At 65.3% G+C, this 17,031-nt stretch carries 11 protein-coding genes and 1 riboswitch; of the genes, 4 read left to right on the top strand and 7 right to left on the bottom strand.

Annotated elements, in window-relative coordinates:
* Positions 1 to 65 precede the first annotated feature (65 nt).
* From GSQ89_RS23240 to GSQ89_RS23230, 3 genes are all read right to left on the bottom strand, one after another.
* Entirely contained in the window at positions 66 to 572 is a 507-nt protein-coding gene (locus GSQ89_RS23240; RefSeq protein ID WP_158929704.1) for a 6,7-dimethyl-8-ribityllumazine synthase, read from the bottom strand.
* An 87-nt stretch (positions 573 to 659) separates the two neighbouring features.
* Positions 660 to 814: riboswitch (FMN riboswitch) on the bottom strand.
* 120 nt (positions 815 to 934) lie between these two features.
* Complete coding sequence (locus GSQ89_RS23235; protein ID WP_158929702.1) at positions 935 to 2,599, bottom strand: DEAD/DEAH box helicase; 1,665 nt, start codon at positions 2,597 to 2,599, stop codon at positions 935 to 937.
* Between the two features lie 280 nt (positions 2,600 to 2,879).
* Positions 2,880 to 4,085 carry an alpha-hydroxy acid oxidase gene (locus tag GSQ89_RS23230; RefSeq protein ID WP_158929700.1) on the bottom strand — a complete coding sequence of 402 codons (1,206 nt, stop codon included), beginning with the start codon at positions 4,083 to 4,085 and terminating at the stop codon, positions 2,880 to 2,882.
* Between the two features lie 185 nt (positions 4,086 to 4,270).
* Here GSQ89_RS23230 and GSQ89_RS23225 point away from each other — a divergent pair, with 185 nt between their 5' ends.
* From GSQ89_RS23225 to GSQ89_RS23215, 3 genes are all read left to right on the top strand, one after another.
* Entirely contained in the window at positions 4,271 to 7,366 is a 3,096-nt protein-coding gene (locus GSQ89_RS23225) for an efflux RND transporter permease subunit (protein WP_158929698.1), read from the top strand.
* Positions 7,367 to 7,547: 181 nt separating this feature from the next.
* Positions 7,548 to 10,649: an efflux RND transporter permease subunit gene (locus GSQ89_RS23220; RefSeq protein WP_158929696.1), complete on the top strand. Its 3,102-nt coding sequence runs from the start codon at positions 7,548 to 7,550 to the stop codon at positions 10,647 to 10,649.
* A 332-nt stretch (positions 10,650 to 10,981) separates the two neighbouring features.
* The gene (locus tag GSQ89_RS23215; protein ID WP_158929694.1) at positions 10,982 to 11,284 is read left to right on the top strand and encodes a hypothetical protein; all 303 of its coding nucleotides are present in this window, start codon (positions 10,982 to 10,984) and stop codon (positions 11,282 to 11,284) included.
* A gap of 304 nt (positions 11,285 to 11,588) precedes the next feature.
* Here GSQ89_RS23215 and GSQ89_RS23210 read toward each other — a convergent pair whose 3' ends face one another.
* From GSQ89_RS23210 to GSQ89_RS23195, 4 genes are all read right to left on the bottom strand, one after another.
* Positions 11,589 to 13,496: a glycoside hydrolase family 15 protein gene (locus GSQ89_RS23210; protein ID WP_158929692.1), complete on the bottom strand. Its 1,908-nt coding sequence runs from the start codon at positions 13,494 to 13,496 to the stop codon at positions 11,589 to 11,591.
* On the bottom strand, positions 13,496 to 13,873 hold the full coding sequence (locus tag GSQ89_RS23205; RefSeq protein ID WP_158929690.1) for a hypothetical protein: 378 nt from the start codon (positions 13,871 to 13,873) through the stop codon (positions 13,496 to 13,498). The genes GSQ89_RS23210 and GSQ89_RS23205 overlap by 1 nt, the downstream gene beginning before the upstream one ends.
* 90 nt (positions 13,874 to 13,963) lie before the next feature.
* Positions 13,964 to 14,920: a ferritin-like domain-containing protein gene (locus tag GSQ89_RS23200; protein WP_158929688.1), complete on the bottom strand. Its 957-nt coding sequence runs from the start codon at positions 14,918 to 14,920 to the stop codon at positions 13,964 to 13,966.
* Positions 14,921 to 15,460: 540 nt separating this feature from the next.
* Entirely contained in the window at positions 15,461 to 15,871 is a 411-nt protein-coding gene (locus GSQ89_RS23195; RefSeq protein WP_216856344.1) for an HU family DNA-binding protein, read from the bottom strand.
* A 322-nt stretch (positions 15,872 to 16,193) separates the two neighbouring features.
* Here GSQ89_RS23195 and GSQ89_RS23190 point away from each other — a divergent pair, with 322 nt between their 5' ends.
* A complete protein-coding gene (locus GSQ89_RS23190; RefSeq protein ID WP_216856343.1) occupies positions 16,194 to 17,021 on the top strand; it encodes a class I SAM-dependent methyltransferase in 828 nt (275 codons plus the stop codon).
* Positions 17,022 to 17,031 lie beyond the last annotated feature (10 nt).

The raw sequence follows: 17,031 nt of genomic DNA, 5'->3' as shown, positions 1-17,031 counted from the left end.
GTATTTGGGGAACGGCGGAGGGCAGCGCCGGGCAGGCGACAGGCACGTCGTCTGCCCGGCCAGTATCAGGCCGCGCGCGTCAGTTCATTGATCGTTGCCAAACCGACAAGCGCATCGAGACAAGCTGTCGCCACCTCGGCGCCTTTGATCAGAAAGTGCTGGATGAAAAAATTGCGATGGTCCGCGTGCTCGTGGAACTGTTGTGGCGTCAGCACGCAGGAGAATACCGGGACCTCGGTTTCAAGCTGCACGGACATCAGGGCGTTGATGACCGCGCTCGCAACGAATTCATGGCGGTAAATCCCGCCATCGACAATGAAACCGCAGGCGACGATGGCGGCGTACCGTCCGGTTTTGGCCAGCAGCTTGGCGTGGAGAGGAATTTCGAACGCCCCCGGAACAGTGTAGATGTCGACGCTGGTGCGCGGCACGCTACGCCGAGCGATTTCCGCCAGGAAAGCGTCGCGGCCCTGATTGACGATGTCCTGGTGCCAGCCGGATTGGACGAACGCAATACGTTGCGTCTTCCGGTCGACATGGGTGGTTGTGGTGGTGGTGTCAGACTGATTCATGGCTTCCTCGTCAGCGGTTGAGACCAGAATCAGGGCGCACGATTCCCCGTCCGGCCCCTCGCGCGGGCGAGCGGGCATGGCGAAGCCTCGCGCTCTCTTCCATCCGGACTGTGACCGTCGGCCTCGGGATCGCACCGAGTCTGCTGACCCCGCATTCCCGAGGGAACGCGGGCGCTCGCGGGCTGATGCGATCGCTCGCAATCACCGCCGGTGGGGACTTTCACCCCGCCCTGAGAACGCTTGCCCCGGGACCATCCCAAGGCATCCCGACTATCCGTCCCGCTGTGGAAATATGCAAATCCGGTGCGGCTTTTTCGTCCCCGGAAAGGAGCGATTTCCTCCGGAGCTTGATTTTCCGACCGTCAGGCGCGGCGCCGCGCGTAAGGCCTTGGGCCGGAGGGCTTGCCGCGGAAGGGCGGCCGAGCGGGCATCGGACCGTCGCCGGCCTGGGTAATCCGCGGCTCATTCGACGGCAGATTGGCGGTCGCCGCGGCGAATGCGGCGCTCATGTCCCGGCTGATTTCGAACCGCGTATCGGTGTCGAAGACCCGGATGGCACCGATGTCGCGCTTGGTGACGCTGCCCAGCCGGCACAGCAGCGGCAGGATCCATTTCGGGTCCGCCCTGTTGTTGCGTCCGACCGAGATGCGAAACTGCACGAACTCGCCAGCCGGGACACCCGCCCGAGGCGCCGACCTTCTGACCGGATCCCGCTCGGCAACCGGCTGTGGCGGCGGACTGATCGTTTCGGGCGGGGGCAATTGCCGCCGATACAGCCGCAGCAACGCGGCGGCGATGGTAACCGGATCATGGGCGGCCAGCAGCGCCTCGGCATCCGCACGCTCCTGGTCCCGCGGCGCCTCCAGCATCGGGTCGGTCAGCAGACGTTCCCTGTCGCGGCCGTTGATGTCTTCGGCATTGGGTGCACCGGACCAGGCGACCCGCACGCGCGCCGCGCTCGTCACCTGTTCGGCCCGGCGGCGCTTGGCGTGCGGCACAATCAGCACGGACACCCCCTTGCGGCCCGCCCGTCCAGTGCGCCCACTGCGATGCAGCAGCGTTTCCGGGTTGGTGGGCAGGTCGGCGTGCACCACCAGGTCCAATGCGGGCAAGTCGAGCCCGCGTGCCGCCACATCCGTGCATACACCCACGCGGGCGCGCCCGGACCGCAACGAATCCAGCGCCGTGGTGCGTTCATGCTGGCTCAGTTCGCCGGACAGCATCACCGCGGAGAAGCCTCGTTCCACCAACGCGAGGTGCAGGCGGCGGGTGGTGTCGCGGGTCGCGCAGAATACCAGTGCGCCGGGGGCTTCATACCAGCGCAGGATGTTGACCAATGCCGCCTCGCTCTCGTGGCCGGCAGCGGTGATAGCGCGATATTCGATGTCGTCGTGCGGCTGCGTGCGGTCGATCGTGTCGATCCGCAGGGCGTCGCGCTGATATTTCCGAGCGAGCTTGGCGATGTCGTGCGGGATGGTGGCGGAGAACAGCATGGTGCGGCGGTCTTCGGGCGCCGCCTGGAGGATGAACTCCAACTCCTCCTGGAAGCCGAGGTCGAGCATCTCGTCGGCTTCGTCCAGCACCACGACTTTCAGGGCGGCGAGGTTCAGGTTGCCTCGGCGAAGATGGTCGCCCAGGCGGCCGGGGGTGCCGACGACGATGTGGCAGCCGGCGTGGAGTGCGCGCGCTTCCCGCCTGATGTCCATGCCGCCGACGCAGGACGCGATGCGCGCTCGGGCGTAAAGCCAGGCGAGTTCGGTCTGGACCTGCAGCGCGAGTTCACGGGTGGGGGCGACAACCAGGGCGATGGGTGCGCCGGGGGCGGGCATGTCGCCGTCCGGCATCAGGGTCGATGCGGCGGCCAGGCCGAAGGCGACGGTTTTGCCGGATCCGGTGCGGGCGGAGACCAGCAGATCGCGGCCTTCAGCCTCCGGCTGAAGCACCGCCGATTGCACTTCGGTGGGTTCGAGGTAGCCGCGCGTGACGAGTGCCGCGTCGAGCACTGGGTGGACTGGGGGGAATGACATGGGCGGGGCTTAGGCCGATTGCGCCGGGGGCGCCAGGGTTTTGGGGCTTCTGAGTGGCTATCCTCGATGCCGCATTGCACGAGGCGATCCGCGATGCCGCGCGTCTCGGTGCGTAGGACATCATTGATTGGGTCGAGGCGATTCGTGCCCACATCGCGATTGCCGCGACGAAGGAATACGCGCGGTATGATCTCGTGCGCGTAACGGGACCGAATTTGCACACTTCTGATTGAGTTGATCGAGACCCCAACCGCCCGCCGGCCGACCCTCTACCCCAAACTCATCGCCGCCCAACCATCGCCCCGGTATTCCGCCGTTCTTCCTCCGAACGTACCGTATCCAGCAGATATTCGGGCCCGAGCGCCTCGGGGGTCAGGGCGCCGATCTGCCCCATGACCAGGTCGATCTCGCGTTGCAGGATGGAAACCGCCTTCTTTACCCCTTCCAGCCCGCCCGCCGTCGCCCCATACAGCGTCGCCCGTCCGGTCAGCACGAAATCCGCCCCCATGCACAATGCTGCTACGATGTCGGAGCCCCGGCGCACCCCGCTGTCCAGCAGCAGCGGCACATCCGGACCCACAGCGGACCGGATCATCGGCAGCATCTCCAGCGACGACGGCATATTGTCCAACTGCCTGGCGCCGTGGTTGGACACCAGCAGACCGTCCACGCCCATGCCGACGGCGATGCGTGCGTCTTCCGGGTGCATCACGCCCTTCACCAGCAGCTTACCCGGCCAGGCGTTGCGGATCGCCTCCAGGTCCCGCCACGTCTGGCTGGGATCGGGCGTCTGCTTGGCGAACAGGTCGGCCACCTGGTCCGGCGTCGCATTCTGCGCCGCGTAGCGCTGCCAGTTGCCCAGCATCGGCAGCCCACCGGTGCGGTAGTAGTTGATTACCCACGCCGGGTGCAGCATCGCCTCCAGGATCGTCGGCAGCGTCATCTTCAGCGGCCGGACGAACCCGTTGCGGCGGTTGCGTTCCCGGTTCGACGACACCGGCACGTCGCAGGTCACCGCGATCGTGGTCAGTCCCAGGTCGATCGCCCGCTTCACCAGATCGAGCTGAAACGACCGCTCCCGCGACCCATAGATCTGATACCACAGGTTCTTGCCGGCCAGTTTCGCACCGTCTTCCATCGACGCATTGGACGCGCCGGACATCAGGTAGGGGATATCCGCCTCCGCCGCCGCCTGCGACAAATACAGTTCGGCATCCTTGCGGAAGGCCCCGGCCATGCCGGTGGGCGCGATGCCGAACGGGCTGGCATAGGTGCGGCCGAACAGTGTGGTCTTCTGATGACGCTTCGACGTATCGACGTAATAGCGAGGCACCAGGCGCAGATCGCGGAAGGCGTTGGCATTGGTGCGCAACCCGACCTCATCCTCCACGCCGCCTTCGATGAAGTCGTACATGATCTTTGGCAGGCGGCGCTTCGCCAGGCGTTTCAGGTCGTCAATGTTGATCGCGCTGTCGATACGGCTCATCTACGTTTCGTCCCCTCGGGTTGCGCCGAAACTATCATCCGTGCCGACGACTTGCCAAATGAGCGGGCCGATTCCTGGCCTTCGGGCGGCGACGCCGCTTGGATCGCCATGCGGTTGACCGTAAAGTTCCGGGTCGAAGGTCGGATAAAATACCCAACCATCCTGCTTCGCCCCGGGTCCCACGGATGAACATCTCGGCGCCTTTCATTGCGAGGCCAATCGCCACCTGGCTGCTGGCGATCGGAATCCTGCTGTCCGGTGCGCTGGGTTACCGCGCTCTTCCGGTTTCGGCACTGCCTGAGGTCGATTTCCCCACCATCCAGGTCGTCACCCAACTGCCCGGTGCCAGCCCCGAAACGACCGAGACGCTGATCACCGCGTCACTCGAACGCCAGTTCGGTCAAATCCCCGGCCTGCTGCTGATGACCTCCCAAAGCGCCGAGGGCACCAGTCAGATCACCCTGCAATTCGACCTGAACCGATCGATGGATTCAGCCGCACAGGATGTGCAGGCGGCTATCAACGCGGCAGCCGGGACGCTGCCGCTGAACCTGCCGTATCCGCCCACCTATTCGAAGGTGAACCCCGCCGATGCGCCGATCCTGACCCTGGCGCTGACCTCCGACGGCCTGCCGATCGACACCGTCAGCGACGCCGCCGATACCCTGCTGCAACCGAAATTATCCGAAATTGACGGGGTAGGGCGGGTCACCGTCCAGGGCGGCATGCGGCCCGCTGTCCGCGTCCGCGTCGATCCCGCCAGGCTGGCCGCCTACGGCCTGGCGATGGAGGATGTCCGCACCGCCGTCGCCGCTGCCAATGTCAACGGCGCCAAGGGCGGCTTCGACGGACCCCGCCTGGCCTTCGCGCTGGGTGCCAACGACCAGCTTGTCGATGCCGCTTCCTATCGAAACCTCGTCATCGCCTGGCGCAACGGCGCCCCGGTGCGTCTGTCCGCCGTCGGCAGCGTGATCGGCGGCGTCGAGAACGACCGCGTCGCGGCGGTGTATAACGGTACGCCGGCGGTGGTGCTGGACATCCAGCGCCAGCCCGGCGCCAACATCGTGCAGACCGTCCAGGCCATCAAAGAGGCGTTGCCGAGGCTGCGCCAGGCCATTCCGTCCGGGATCAGGATCGCCGTCGTGACCGACCGCACCCAGACGATCAAGGCCTCGGTCGCCGATGTCCAATACACCCTGATCATGTCCGTCGTGCTGGTCGTCCTGGTGATCTTCGTGTTCCTGCGCAGCGCTCGGGCGACGTTCATCCCGGCCGTCGCCCTGCCGCTGTCACTGATCGGCACCTTCGGCGTCATGCAACTACTGGGTTTCGGCCTGGATAACCTGTCGCTGATGGCGCTGACCGTGGCCACCGGCTTCGTCGTCGACGATGCCATCGTCATGATCGAGAACGTCGTGCGCTACATCGAACGCGGCGTGCCGCCGCTGGAGGCCGCCTTCCGAGGCGCTGCGCAGATCGGTTTCACCATCGTTTCGCTGACCGTTTCGCTGATCGCCGTTTTCATCCCGCTGCTGTTCATGACCGGCGTGGTCGGGCGGTTGTTCAAGGAGTTCTCGGTCACGCTCGCCGTGTCGGTGATCGTCTCGGCGATCGTCTCACTGACCCTAACGCCGATGATGTGCGGCCGCTTGCTGCGCCCCGCCAGTGACCGCACGCCCGGCTTGATCGCCCGCACCAGCGAAAGAGGCTTCGACGTGCTGCTGGCCGGCTACCGCCGCACCTTGGACTGGAGTTTCCGCCACCACGCCTTCGTCCTGGCCATCGGCGCCCTGACGTTGGTCGGCACGCTTTATCTTTACACGATCGTTCCCAAAGGCTTCCTGCCGCGCCAGGACACCGGCGTCATCCTGGCGGTGACCGAGGCCGCGCAAAGCGCCTCGATCCCCAAGCTGGTCGCCTTGCAGACCCGCATGGCCGCGATCATCCGCCGCGACCCGGCGGTGACCGGGGTTGTCGCGTTCGCCGGTGCCGGCACCATCAACACGACCCCCAACACCGGCCGGCTGACCCTCGCGCTGAAACCAATCGGCAGGCGCGACCCGATGGACGCCGTCATCGCCCGCATGCAGCGGCAGATCGCCGGCATTCCCGGCATCACCGCCTTCTTCCAGCCGGTCCAGGACATCCAGATCGGCAGCCGGGTCAGCCGGACCCAGTTCCAGTACACCTTGATCGACACCGACGCCGCGGAACTCGCCGCCTGGGCGCCGAAGCTGAAGGCCAAACTCGCCACCCTGCCGGACCTCCGCAATGTCGCCAGCGACCAGCAGGACGATGGTTTCCGAACCTTTATCCATGTCGACCGGGACGCCGCCATGCGCCTCGGCGTCTCCATGCAGGCCATCGAGGACACGCTCTACGACGGTTTCGGCCAGCGCCAGATTTCCACCATCTTCGGCCAGGCCAACCAGTACCGCGTGGTGCTGGAAGCCGATCCGCTGTGGCAAGCCGACCCCGACAGCCTGCGCCTGCTGCGCGTTCCGGGCCTCAACGACGTCCAGGTGCCGTTGTCCGCCATCGCGCGGATCGAGAAAGTCACCGCGCCTCTGGTGATCTCGCATCAAGAGCAATTCCCGGCCGTCACCCTGAGTTTCGACGTGGCGCGTGGTCATTCGCTCGGTCAGGCCGTCAAAGCGGTGGCCCGAGCCGAACAGGCCATCGCCATGCCGGAAACCATCACCGGCGGCTATGCCGGGGACGCGGCCGAGTTTCAGTCGTCGCTGTCCGCTGAACCCTGGCTGATCCTGGCGGCCGTGGTGGTGATCTACATTGTGCTTGGTGTGCTCTACGAAAGCTGGATCCACCCGCTCACCATCCTGTCCACGCTACCGTCGGCCGGGATCGGCGCCTTGCTGGCGCTGCTGGTGTGCGGCATCGACCTGTCGCTGGTCGCCCTGGTCGGCATCGTCCTGCTGATGGGGATCGTCAAGAAAAACGCCATCATGATGGTGGATTTCGCGATCGAGGCCGAACGCACCCGCGGCCTGGCGCCGCAGGACGCGATGCGGGAGGCCTGCCTGCTGCGCTTCCGTCCCATCATGATGACCACCATGGCCGCGCTTCTCGGCGCACTGCCGCTGGTTCTGGAACGCGGCGCCGGTTCGGAACTGCGCTACCCGCTGGGTGTGACCATCATCGGCGGCCTGCTGCTGTCCCAATTCCTGACGCTGTACACCACGCCCGCGATCTATCTGGCGTTCGAGCATCTGCGGGCACGCAAGTCAGGCCCAAGGTCATCTGCACCAGTGGTGGCGGAATAGGCGATGACGATCGCAATAAGCCAGATAATGACGCGGACTTACTCCATTGTGTCGTGGTCGGCTGTACGCACGCCTTGCGTTGCGCGTCCGTGCCGATGATCTGCTTCCCGATCCCGAGGCGTCGTAACGGCCCCGCCGCGATGGCGAACGCCAACGCCCGGCGCCCGCGGCCACCCGACCCATGAACTTCTCCACCCCCTTCATCCGCCGCCCCGTCGCCACCATCCTGCTGTCCGTCGGCCTGATGCTGTCCGGCATCGTCGCCTATCGCTTCCTGCCGGTCGCCGCGCTGCCCAGCATCGACATCCCCACCATCGTCGTCTTCGCCGCCCGCCCCGGCGCCGATCCGGAAACCATGGCCAACTCCATCGCCGCGCCGCTGGAACGCCACCTGGGCGAAATCGCCGGCGTGACGGAGATCACCTCCACCTCGGCGATCGGCAACACCTCCATCATCATCCAGTTCGACATCGACCGCGATATCAACGGCGCCGCGCACGACGTGCAGGCGGCGATCAACGCCGCGACGGTGGACCTGCCGTCCGACCTGCCCACCCGCCCGTTCTACCGCAAGTTCAACCCCGCCGACGCCCCGGTCATGGTGATCGCGCTGTCCTCGGCTACCTTGTCCACGGCGCAGATCTACGACGCCGCCGACACCGTGCTGGCGCAGCGCCTGTCGCAATCCCAGGGAGTCGCCCAGGTCACCGTCAACGGCGCAGAAAAACCCGCCGTCCGCATCCGCCTCGACCCGGTGCGGCTGGCCGCCGCCGGGCTGTCCGGCCAGGACGTCTACACTGCGGTCCGCAATGCCAACGTGCTGGAACCACTGGGCGGTTTCGAGGGCCCCGACCAGGCTGAGACGATCGGCACCAACGGCCAGATCTGGCAGGCCGCGCAATACCGCCCGCTGATCGTCAAATCCGCCAACGGCGCCATCCTGCGGCTATCCGACGTCGCCAGCGTTATCAACGCCACCGCCAACACCCGTCTGGCCGCCTGGGACGGCAAGCAGCCGGCGATCCTGCTGACCATCAGCAAGGAGGCCGGGGCCAACGTCATCCAGACCGCCGACGGTGTGCGCGCGTTGCTGCCGCAACTGATGCGATGGCTGCCGCCCGGCATCCAGGTCTCGGTCATCTCCGACCGCACCACGACGATCCGAGCCAGCGTGGACGATGTGCAATACACCATGCTGATCACCATCGTGCTGGTCCTGATGGTTGTGCTGATCTTCATGCGCCGGCTGATCCCGACCGTCGCCGCCGCCGTCACGGTACCGCTGTCGATCGCGGGCACGCTGGCCGGCATGTGGTTCATGGGTTACGCGATCGACAATTTCTCGCTGATGGCGCTGACGGTGTCGGTCGGCTTCGTGGTCGACGACGCCATCGTGATGATCGAGAACATCGTCCGCCACGCCGAACGCGGCACCCCGCCGCTGCAAGCCGCGATCCTCGGCGCGAGGCAGATCGGCTTCACCGTGATGTCGATCAGCATCTCCCTGGTCGCGGTGTTCATCCCGCTGATCTTCATGGGTGGCATCCTGGGCCGGCTGTTCCACGAGTTCGCCATGACTCTCACCATGGCGATCGCCGTGTCCGCCGTGGTGTCGCTGTCGCTGACGCCGATGCTGTGCGGCCGCTACATGACCGTCGAGCCACCACGGGACGGCCATGGCCTGCTGTGGCGCGCCATCGATCGTGCGCTGACCGGCGTCGAACGGTTCTACGCGCGCACCCTGGACTGGGCGCTGGCGCATCGTGTGTTCATGCTGCTGGTCACCCTGCTGACCGTGGTGCTGACGGTGCGGATGTACGGCCTGGTGCCGAAAGGTTTCATGCCGCAGCAGGACACCGGCATCATTATGGGCGCCACCCAGGCCGATCCGAACGTGTCGTTCCAGACCATGGAAGACCGGCAGCGCCAGGCGGTGGACGTTCTGCTGGCCGATCCGGCGATCGACACCGTGGCCTCCAACGTCGGCGTCGCCTCCGGTTGGTCGTCGATGAACCGTGGCTGGATGACCATCAGCCTGAAGCCGCTGAGCCAGCGCGGCATCGCCTCCGACGCTGTGATCGACCGGCTGCGCGACAAACTGGCCCGGGTGGACGGGATCCAGACCTTTCTGTTCTCCGCCCAGGACCTGCGCGGTGGCGGCCGGCAGGGCGGCTCGCAGTACCAATACGCCCTGGTCGCGCAGGATCTGGGTGAGATGCGGCACTGGGCGCTGGCGCTGGAGGAAAAGCTGAAGCAGACGCCGGGGATCGTCGACGTCGCCTCCGACCAGGACAAAGCCGGCCCGCAGATCAACGTGACGATCGACCGCGACGCTGCTGCTCGGCTGGGGGTGCAGACCACTGATATCGACAATGCACTGAACAACGCGTACTCGCAGCGGCAGGTCTCCACCATCTATGCGCAGCGCAACCAGTACAAGGTCGTGCTGGAAATCGATCCCAAGCTGCAGATCGATCCGTCCCTGCTGGACCGGCTCTACGTCGGCTCCGCCAGCGGCGCCCAGATCCCCCTGTCCGCCGTGGCTCGGTTTGAACGCGCAACGGCCCCGCTGGCGGTGCGCCACCAGGGCCAGTTCGCCGCTGCCACCATCAGCTTCAACCTGGCGCCGGGCATGGCGCTGGGCACTGCCGAAACCGCGGTGGAGGACGCCACCCGCGAGCTGCGCATGCCCGAGGACGTGCGCACCAACTTCGCCGGCAACGCGCAGTTCCTGCAAAAGTCGCTCGCCACCCAGCCGCTGCTGATCGGCGCCGCGCTGATCTCCATCTACATCGTGCTGGGCGTGCTGTACGAGAGCCTGCTGCACCCGTTGACGATCATCTCCACCTTGCCGTCGGCGGGCCTCGGCGCGCTGCTGGCGCTGTGGCTGACCGGTACCGAACTGTCGATCATGGGGATGATCGGCATCATCCTGCTGATGGGGATCGTCAAGAAGAACGCCATCATGATGGTCGATTTCGCGCTGGAGCAGGAGCGGCAGAACGGCCTGTCGCCGTTCGAGGCGATCCACGCCGCCTGCCTGGCGCGTTTCCGCCCGATCACCATGACGACCCTGGCGGCGCTGCTGGGCGCGCTGCCGCTGGCCTTCGCCTTCGGCACCGGGTCGGAGCTGCGACGGCCGCTGGGCATCGCCATCGTGGGCGGGCTGATCGTGTCCCAGATGCTGACGCTGTATACCACGCCGGTGGTCTATCTCGCGCTGGAACGGCTGGCCGGGCGGCGCCTGGCGATCCCGCGTGCGGGTCCGGTCAGCGCGGAATAGGTGCGCTTACATGATTATTTGGTAACTTGACTCTAGCAGCCGAATTCGCACCGAATTTTCGCCCGAGCCAAATCATAAACAAATAGAAACTAGTTTGCGCAATTAGTGCACATTGTAAAAATATCGCCACAAGCATCGAATATCGCGAGGTAAATAGATATTTCAAAGGCTTGGCGCCGCTGGATCGCTTCGCGTCCGATCACGGATCCGTGAGTCGTTCGCCTATGATTTCTTTCAAAAATAGGTGTTGCGACTTCACGTCCGCGTGACGCAGATAATCACATGTCCGTGAGTGCCGGTGATTGACCGTCAGCCGAGATGAGGAGGTTCCAGTGCAACTGCCCCGCGCAACCGTGAAGACTCCGACTGGCCTTTCTTTCGATATCCCCGATCTGCTGATGCTGCAGGGCTGGGCGAACTACCACGATCTTCGCATGTCGATCGAACTCGATATCTGCGTCGACGACGATGAGTATGACGAACTGATCGGCCTCTATGACGGTAACCGGGCGTTTCGCCGCTGGATGATCTGGCGGTCAGGCGATGGCATCGTCGTGCAGCCCGCCATGAAGCGGACGATGCTGTTCGACACCATGGCGGAGGTGCTGGATAGCCTGATTCCGGTGCGGGATTAGCGAGGGAAGGGTATCTCACCGTCACGATGCGCCGCCGCCCTGGGAGCAATCGTGACGGGGCCGCATGGACGTCTTGGCTGGCGTTGTGTCAGCCAATAAAAGGCTCGATCAGCACATCCCGCGTGACATCCACGCCGCCGGCGATGGAACCGAAAGAGCCTGCCATTGCACATCGTTTTGAAGGCGGCTCTCGCGCTGATATTGCCCAGCACGTTCCTGGTCATCTGTTGCGTCGCCGGGGCCGGATTGATCGTCGCGGGGCGGCGGACGCGACGGATACGCCACCTCGGAAAGCTGCTGGGGCCTAATACTCGCTCGCCGGATCATCCCCCTGGCTGCGCTGTGCTGCCGGGCCGGTGTGCGTATCCAGGTTCAACGCGGTGTTGATCAGCGCCAGATGGGAAAACGCCTGCGGAAAATTCCCGAGCTGACGGTGCCCCACCGGATCGTATTCCTCCGCCAGCAGCCCGACATCGTTCGCCAACGCCAGCAGGCGTTCGAACATCGCCCGCGCCTCCTCCTCGTGCCCCTGCAAGGCCAGGTTATCGACATACCAGAAGCTGCACGCCAGGAAGACGCCTTCGCCGCCTGTCAGCCCGTCGTCGGCTTCGTCCGTGTGATAGCGCCGGACCAGCCCGTCTACCATCAGGTCGCTGCCGATCGCCGCCACCGTGCCGATCACCCGCGGATCGGCCGCCGGCAGGAATCCCACAAGCGGGATCAGCAGCAGGCTGGCATCCAGTGTATCGCCTCCGAACGCCTGCACGAAGCTGTTGCGTGCCGCGTTGAACCCCTCGCGGCACACTCTCGCATGAACCTCGGTGCGGAGCGCTCGCCAGCGGTCCAGCGGCGCCGGCAGCCCGAACTGTTCAGCCCCGCGGATCGCCCGGTCCAGCGCCACCCACACCATGACCTTGGAAAAGGTGAAATGCCGAGCGTCGCCACGCACCTCCCAGATACTCTCATCCGGATCGGTCCAGATTTTCTCCAGATGGCCGACCAGGCTGCGTTGCAGCGGCCAACTCGCCGCCGGACGCGCCAGGCCCAGGACGGATTCCTGATACAACGCATCGATCAGTTCGCCGTAGACATCCAATTGTAGCTGGGCGCTGGCGGCGTTGCCGACGCGAACCGGCTTGGCGCCCTGATAACCGGACAGCCACGGCACTTCCCATTCTTGCGCCCAGCGCTCACCGCCCAGGCCATACAGCGTCTGCAACTGATCCGGTGAACCGGCGACGCCGCGGCGCAGCCAGGCACCCCAGGCCTGCGCTTCCTCTCGATACCCGGCATGCATCAGGGCCAGCAGCGTGAACGTCGCGTCCCGCAGCCAGCAAAACCGGTAATCCCAGTTCCGCGATCCGCCCAGCCGCTCGGGCAGGGACGTCGTCGGCGCCGCCACGATGCCGCCGGTGGGGTAGTAGCTCAGCGCCTTCAGCGTCAGCAGCGAGCGTTGCACCGCGTCCCGGTAAGTTCCGCGGTACGCGCCGCGTCCGGTCCAAGACGTCCAGGCGGCATCGGTGTCGTCCAGCGCCTGATCCGCGTGCGGCGGGATCGGCAGCGGCAGATGCGACGCGGCGTGGGTCAGCACGAACCGGGTCCGCTGGCCGGGCTCCGCCGTGAACGATGCCACCGTGGTCATCGACCGGCCGTGCAGCTTGACGTCGGACTGCAGCACCACCTGGTCGGGACCGGCGATCGCCCTGATTCCGCTGCCGTGGTTCAACCGAGTCACCCACGGCACCGCCGACCCGTATTCGAAGCGCATGCATAGGTCGAATTGCATCTCCACCGAACCGGTGCGGCCTTCAACGATGCGGACGACCGAGTCTTTCTCCACCGCCATGAAGTCGATCAACGCGGCCGATCCGGACGCCGTCTCGAACAGAGTTTCCAGGATCAGCGTGCCGGGCCAGTAGCGCCGGGTGACTTTCACCGGCGTCGCCACCGGGGCGATCCGCCAGCGTCCGTTGTCGGGCGACCCCAGCAGGGCGGCGAAACAGGCAGGGCTGTCGAAACGCGGCCAGCACAGCCAATCGATCGAGCCGTCCTTGCTGACCAGCGCCGCGGTACGGCAGTCGCCGATCAGGGCATAATCCTCGATCGCCGAGACGTGGGCCGGCGCCGCATCATCCGCTCGTTCCGGTGTGGAACCATCTGGACTGTTTGTCCGGTGCGGTGAGCGGGAGGGCCGGGCGCGGCCCGCCGGCATCAGTTTGCTCTACCCCATACCCGCGCGCCGCCATTGCCGGAACAATAGCAACTGGCGCCCGTCACGGTCGGACGTTCCATCGGACACACATAAGGACCGGCATAACATGTCTGGCCACTCGGCCCGGGGGCCTGGCTGTAAGCCTGCACCGGTGGTGCATAAACGACGGGTGGCGGCGCATAATAAACCGGCGGCGGCGGATAGTACACCGGCGGCGGATAGTAGGCCGGGCCGTAAAACGGAAAACCGAACCCGACAAACACCCTTGCTTGGGCGGGACTGCCCGCCAAACCAACCATCGCCGCGCACAATGCCACCGCGACCGTCGTCCGGCGCACCATCGATGAGACCGTTGACGATAAGACTGTTGACGTCATGGATGACACTCCACCAGCAGACTGTAACCACATTATGTCGGACGATAGCCGATCCCAATACCAGAATTACGCACGCCGAGGCTTAACAGATCAGAACGTCTCCGGTTTCATGGCCTTGTCCGCCGAACGCCGCCGGAACAGCCGGCCGAGACGCACCGCCAGGCGTGCCAGCGCCGGGGTGGTGGTCGGGCGCAGCAGGCGCAAGTCGTAGCCGGCGAAGCGACGATCGTTTTCGCTGAGGCAGATCACCATCAAATCGAGCGGATTGATGTCCACGTCACTCACAGCCTTGCTGCCGGTCAGGGTGAAGTTGTTGTCGACCGCCGGTTTCTTGGCGCTGCCGCCATCCATGTCCCGCGCCAGGCCGATCCGCTCCCACCCCAGGAAAATCCACGCCCTGGCCACCCGAAGTTCGAAACGGATCCGCCGCAAGGGTCCCAATCGCTTGCGGTGCCAGGCCAGCCAGTTGGCGAACAGCAGGATGTGACGCGCCTCCTCCTGGATCACCGGCTCGAACGTGTCCACCAGGGCAGGGGGGAAGTAGCCGGACCGGCGGGCGACCTCGAACAGGCCGAAGGCGAAGAAGCTGTCGATGCATTCGGAGTAGCCGGTAACCAGGTAGCCCCATTCCGGATCGGCCGGCAGCCGGTCGGGCGGTTCGGGCGCCAGCTTGATGCCGTAGCTGGAAACGAGGTTGGCCAGCACCTCCTTGTGCCGGCCCTCTTCCCAGCCATTGCGGCTGATCGCCTCCCGCCACGCCGCGTCGTCCACCGACTCGCCGTATGCGATCATACGTGCGCGGGCCTTCGTCTCGGTATTCACCGCGATGTCCCAGATCGGCAGGCTGGTCAGCCGTTCCAGCGCCTCCGGCTCCAGTTTCGGCCATTCGATGACTGATGGCTTGTACGGGTTGAACGTGTCGTGGAACATCCGGCAGGCGGCGTCGCGGTGCTGTTGCGTGCCGATGGGCAGCGGTTCCGCCGTTGGCCACTGCCACTCGCGCGCACGCCGATCGGCGGCTTCGATTTCATCGATAGTCGGTGACATGGCGATCCGTGTCGTTGAGGACCCATTAAGTTGGGTCGTGGCCGAGGATATCCAGCATCCTCACAAGAGCGTGGAGCAATGTGCCACGGCTTCGGTTCGGTGGCACTATGCCTTGAGTCGCGCGTGTTTGGCCAAGTCGTTTTCGCGCTGAACGCACCGGCGCCGATAACTGGTCTGGTTTTTGGTGCAGACCAGCCGACGCGGGTGGCCGCGCTTTTCCGTCTTCGTATCGACATCGCAGTGTGCGGAGCGGATTGTCGCCTCCACGTGGCGGCGCACGGGTTCCGCCGCGGCAAAAGTCCAGGCCGGTTGCCTGGCATCGTCCAGAAATCGCGCAAGCGTCCGGCAGTCGCAGTCCAGCGTGTTGTCGCGCCGCCAACCGGCATGTGCCTCCGGCGGCGGCGCGATGCGACCGCCAATCCGGGCGCCATGATCTATTCGATTCCGGCGACGTAGAACGCGCTGGGCCAGCGGACGGTGCCAGGGGTTTCGGCAATGGCGATGGTAATCGACGTCACGACAAGAGCGGCAAGCCCCGGCCTACACCGCCTCCTTGAGCTCCTTCGCCGGCCGGAAGGCGATCTTCTTGCTCGCCTTGATCTGAATGGCTTCACCCGTCGCCGGATTCCGTCCCATCCGCGCCTCCCGGTTCCTGACCTCGAGGACGCCAAGTCCGGTCAGGCGGATCTTGTTCCCCTTCTTGAGATGCTGGGCGGTGAGCGTCACCAATTCACTCAGCAGGCTCTCCGCCTGCTTCTTCGGCAGGTCGCGGCCTTCAGCCAACTCGGCGGCGATCTGCTTCAGCGTGACCGTGATCTGTGGCGCGGCTTTGGCGGCCGTTTTCGCCGCCGCGGCCTTCTTGGCGACAGGCGCGGCCTGTTTGACCGGAGCGGCCTTTTTGGCCGGGACGGCTGCCTTCTTGGCGGAGGCTGCTTTCTTGGCTGGTGGCATGACAATCTCCAGAGGGTACATGACCAGTCTGCGCGCATCGATCGGAGTCGGACAACTCCAACGATTCCATTTGATCGCTGGCTGGGCAATTATTTTGTGCCGATCGTGGTTTCGCCATTGGGGCCATCGAATCCGCGCCGGTGAGGTCATGCGTCAGGCCGAGGGCCGGTGTTCGCTTGCCGGCGGCGATCACTTCGTTTCGCTGCGTGCCCGCCAAGGTGATCGGCGATTGCCGGACATCGTCCGAAGTGATGCCCGTCACGATGCTTTTCCCCGTTTTTCGTGGGAACGTGCAGGTCGACAAGCAATGGAGGAAAATACGATGATCGAGGAGGTTGCGCGGCATTACGGCAAGGGTGGGCTGCTGGAGCGGATACTCGCGGCGCTCGCGCAGGCCGGCAAGGATATCGACCACCTGACAATCGACGACCTGGCGCCGGTGGATGAATTCCACTCCCGCCGCCGCCTTGCGACCGAGGAACTGGCGGGGCTGCTGGCCCCATCTCCCACCGACCGGGTTATCGACGTCGGCTCCGGGTTGGGCGGGCCGTCGCGCTATTTGGCGGCGACCCGATCCTGCCGGGTCAGCGGGGTCGACCTGACGCCGGAATTCGTCGAAACCGCCAAGGCCCTGACCGAGCGCGCCGGGCTGGCCGATCGAGTGGATTTCCGGGTCGGCTCCGCGCTGGATATTCCGTTTCCCGATGCCAGCTTCGATTGCGCATGGTCGCAGAACGTGGCGATGAATATCGCCGACCGGCCGCGCTATTACGCCGAGATGCACCGCGTGCTGCGCTCCGGCGGACGGCTGGCGATCCAGGACGTGGCGGTGGGCAACGGCGATCCGTTGCGGTTTCCGGTGATGTGGGCCGACCGGCCAGAGATCAGTTTTCTTCGTACCCCGGAAGAAACGAAGAGCCTGCTGGTGGCCGCTGGCTTTCAGATCAAGGAATGGGTGGACAACACCGAAACGGCGCTCGCGGAGGCGGCGGCCGAACGGAACCGCGCCGCGAGCAATCCCACCGATCCGCCGATCCTCGGCATTCATGTCGTGGTGGGACCGAGTTTCCGGGAAAAAATCCGGAATGCAGGGCAAGCGATGGCCGAGGGTCGCACCCGGTTGATCAACGCCGTTCTCATCAAGCCATGATATCCGGGCG

Source organism: Acidisphaera sp. S103, from assembly GCF_009765975.1.
Lineage (GTDB): Bacteria > Pseudomonadota > Alphaproteobacteria > Acetobacterales > Acetobacteraceae > Rhodopila.
This window is presented reverse-complemented; position numbering and strand designations above follow the sequence as displayed.

Excerpts from the sequence above, each read along its gene's own strand:
- GSQ89_RS23235 (WP_158929702.1), bottom strand. The coding sequence starts at position 2,599 with ATGTCATTCCCCCCAGTCCACCCAGTGCTCGACGCGGCACTCGTCACG.
- GSQ89_RS23200 (WP_158929688.1), bottom strand. The coding sequence starts at position 14,920 with ATGTCACCGACTATCGATGAAATCGAAGCCGCCGATCGGCGTGCGCGC.
- GSQ89_RS23205 (WP_158929690.1), bottom strand. The coding sequence starts at position 13,873 with ATGACGTCAACAGTCTTATCGTCAACGGTCTCATCGATGGTGCGCCGG.
- GSQ89_RS23230 (WP_158929700.1), bottom strand. The coding sequence starts at position 4,085 with ATGAGCCGTATCGACAGCGCGATCAACATTGACGACCTGAAACGCCTG.
- GSQ89_RS23225 (WP_158929698.1), top strand. The coding sequence starts at position 4,271 with ATGAACATCTCGGCGCCTTTCATTGCGAGGCCAATCGCCACCTGGCTG.
- GSQ89_RS23220 (WP_158929696.1), top strand. The coding sequence starts at position 7,548 with ATGAACTTCTCCACCCCCTTCATCCGCCGCCCCGTCGCCACCATCCTG.
- GSQ89_RS23190 (WP_216856343.1), top strand. The coding sequence starts at position 16,194 with ATGATCGAGGAGGTTGCGCGGCATTACGGCAAGGGTGGGCTGCTGGAG.
- GSQ89_RS23240 (WP_158929704.1), bottom strand. The coding sequence starts at position 572 with ATGAATCAGTCTGACACCACCACCACAACCACCCATGTCGACCGGAAG.
- GSQ89_RS23210 (WP_158929692.1), bottom strand. The coding sequence starts at position 13,496 with ATGCCGGCGGGCCGCGCCCGGCCCTCCCGCTCACCGCACCGGACAAAC.
- GSQ89_RS23195 (WP_216856344.1), bottom strand. The coding sequence starts at position 15,871 with ATGCCACCAGCCAAGAAAGCAGCCTCCGCCAAGAAGGCAGCCGTCCCG.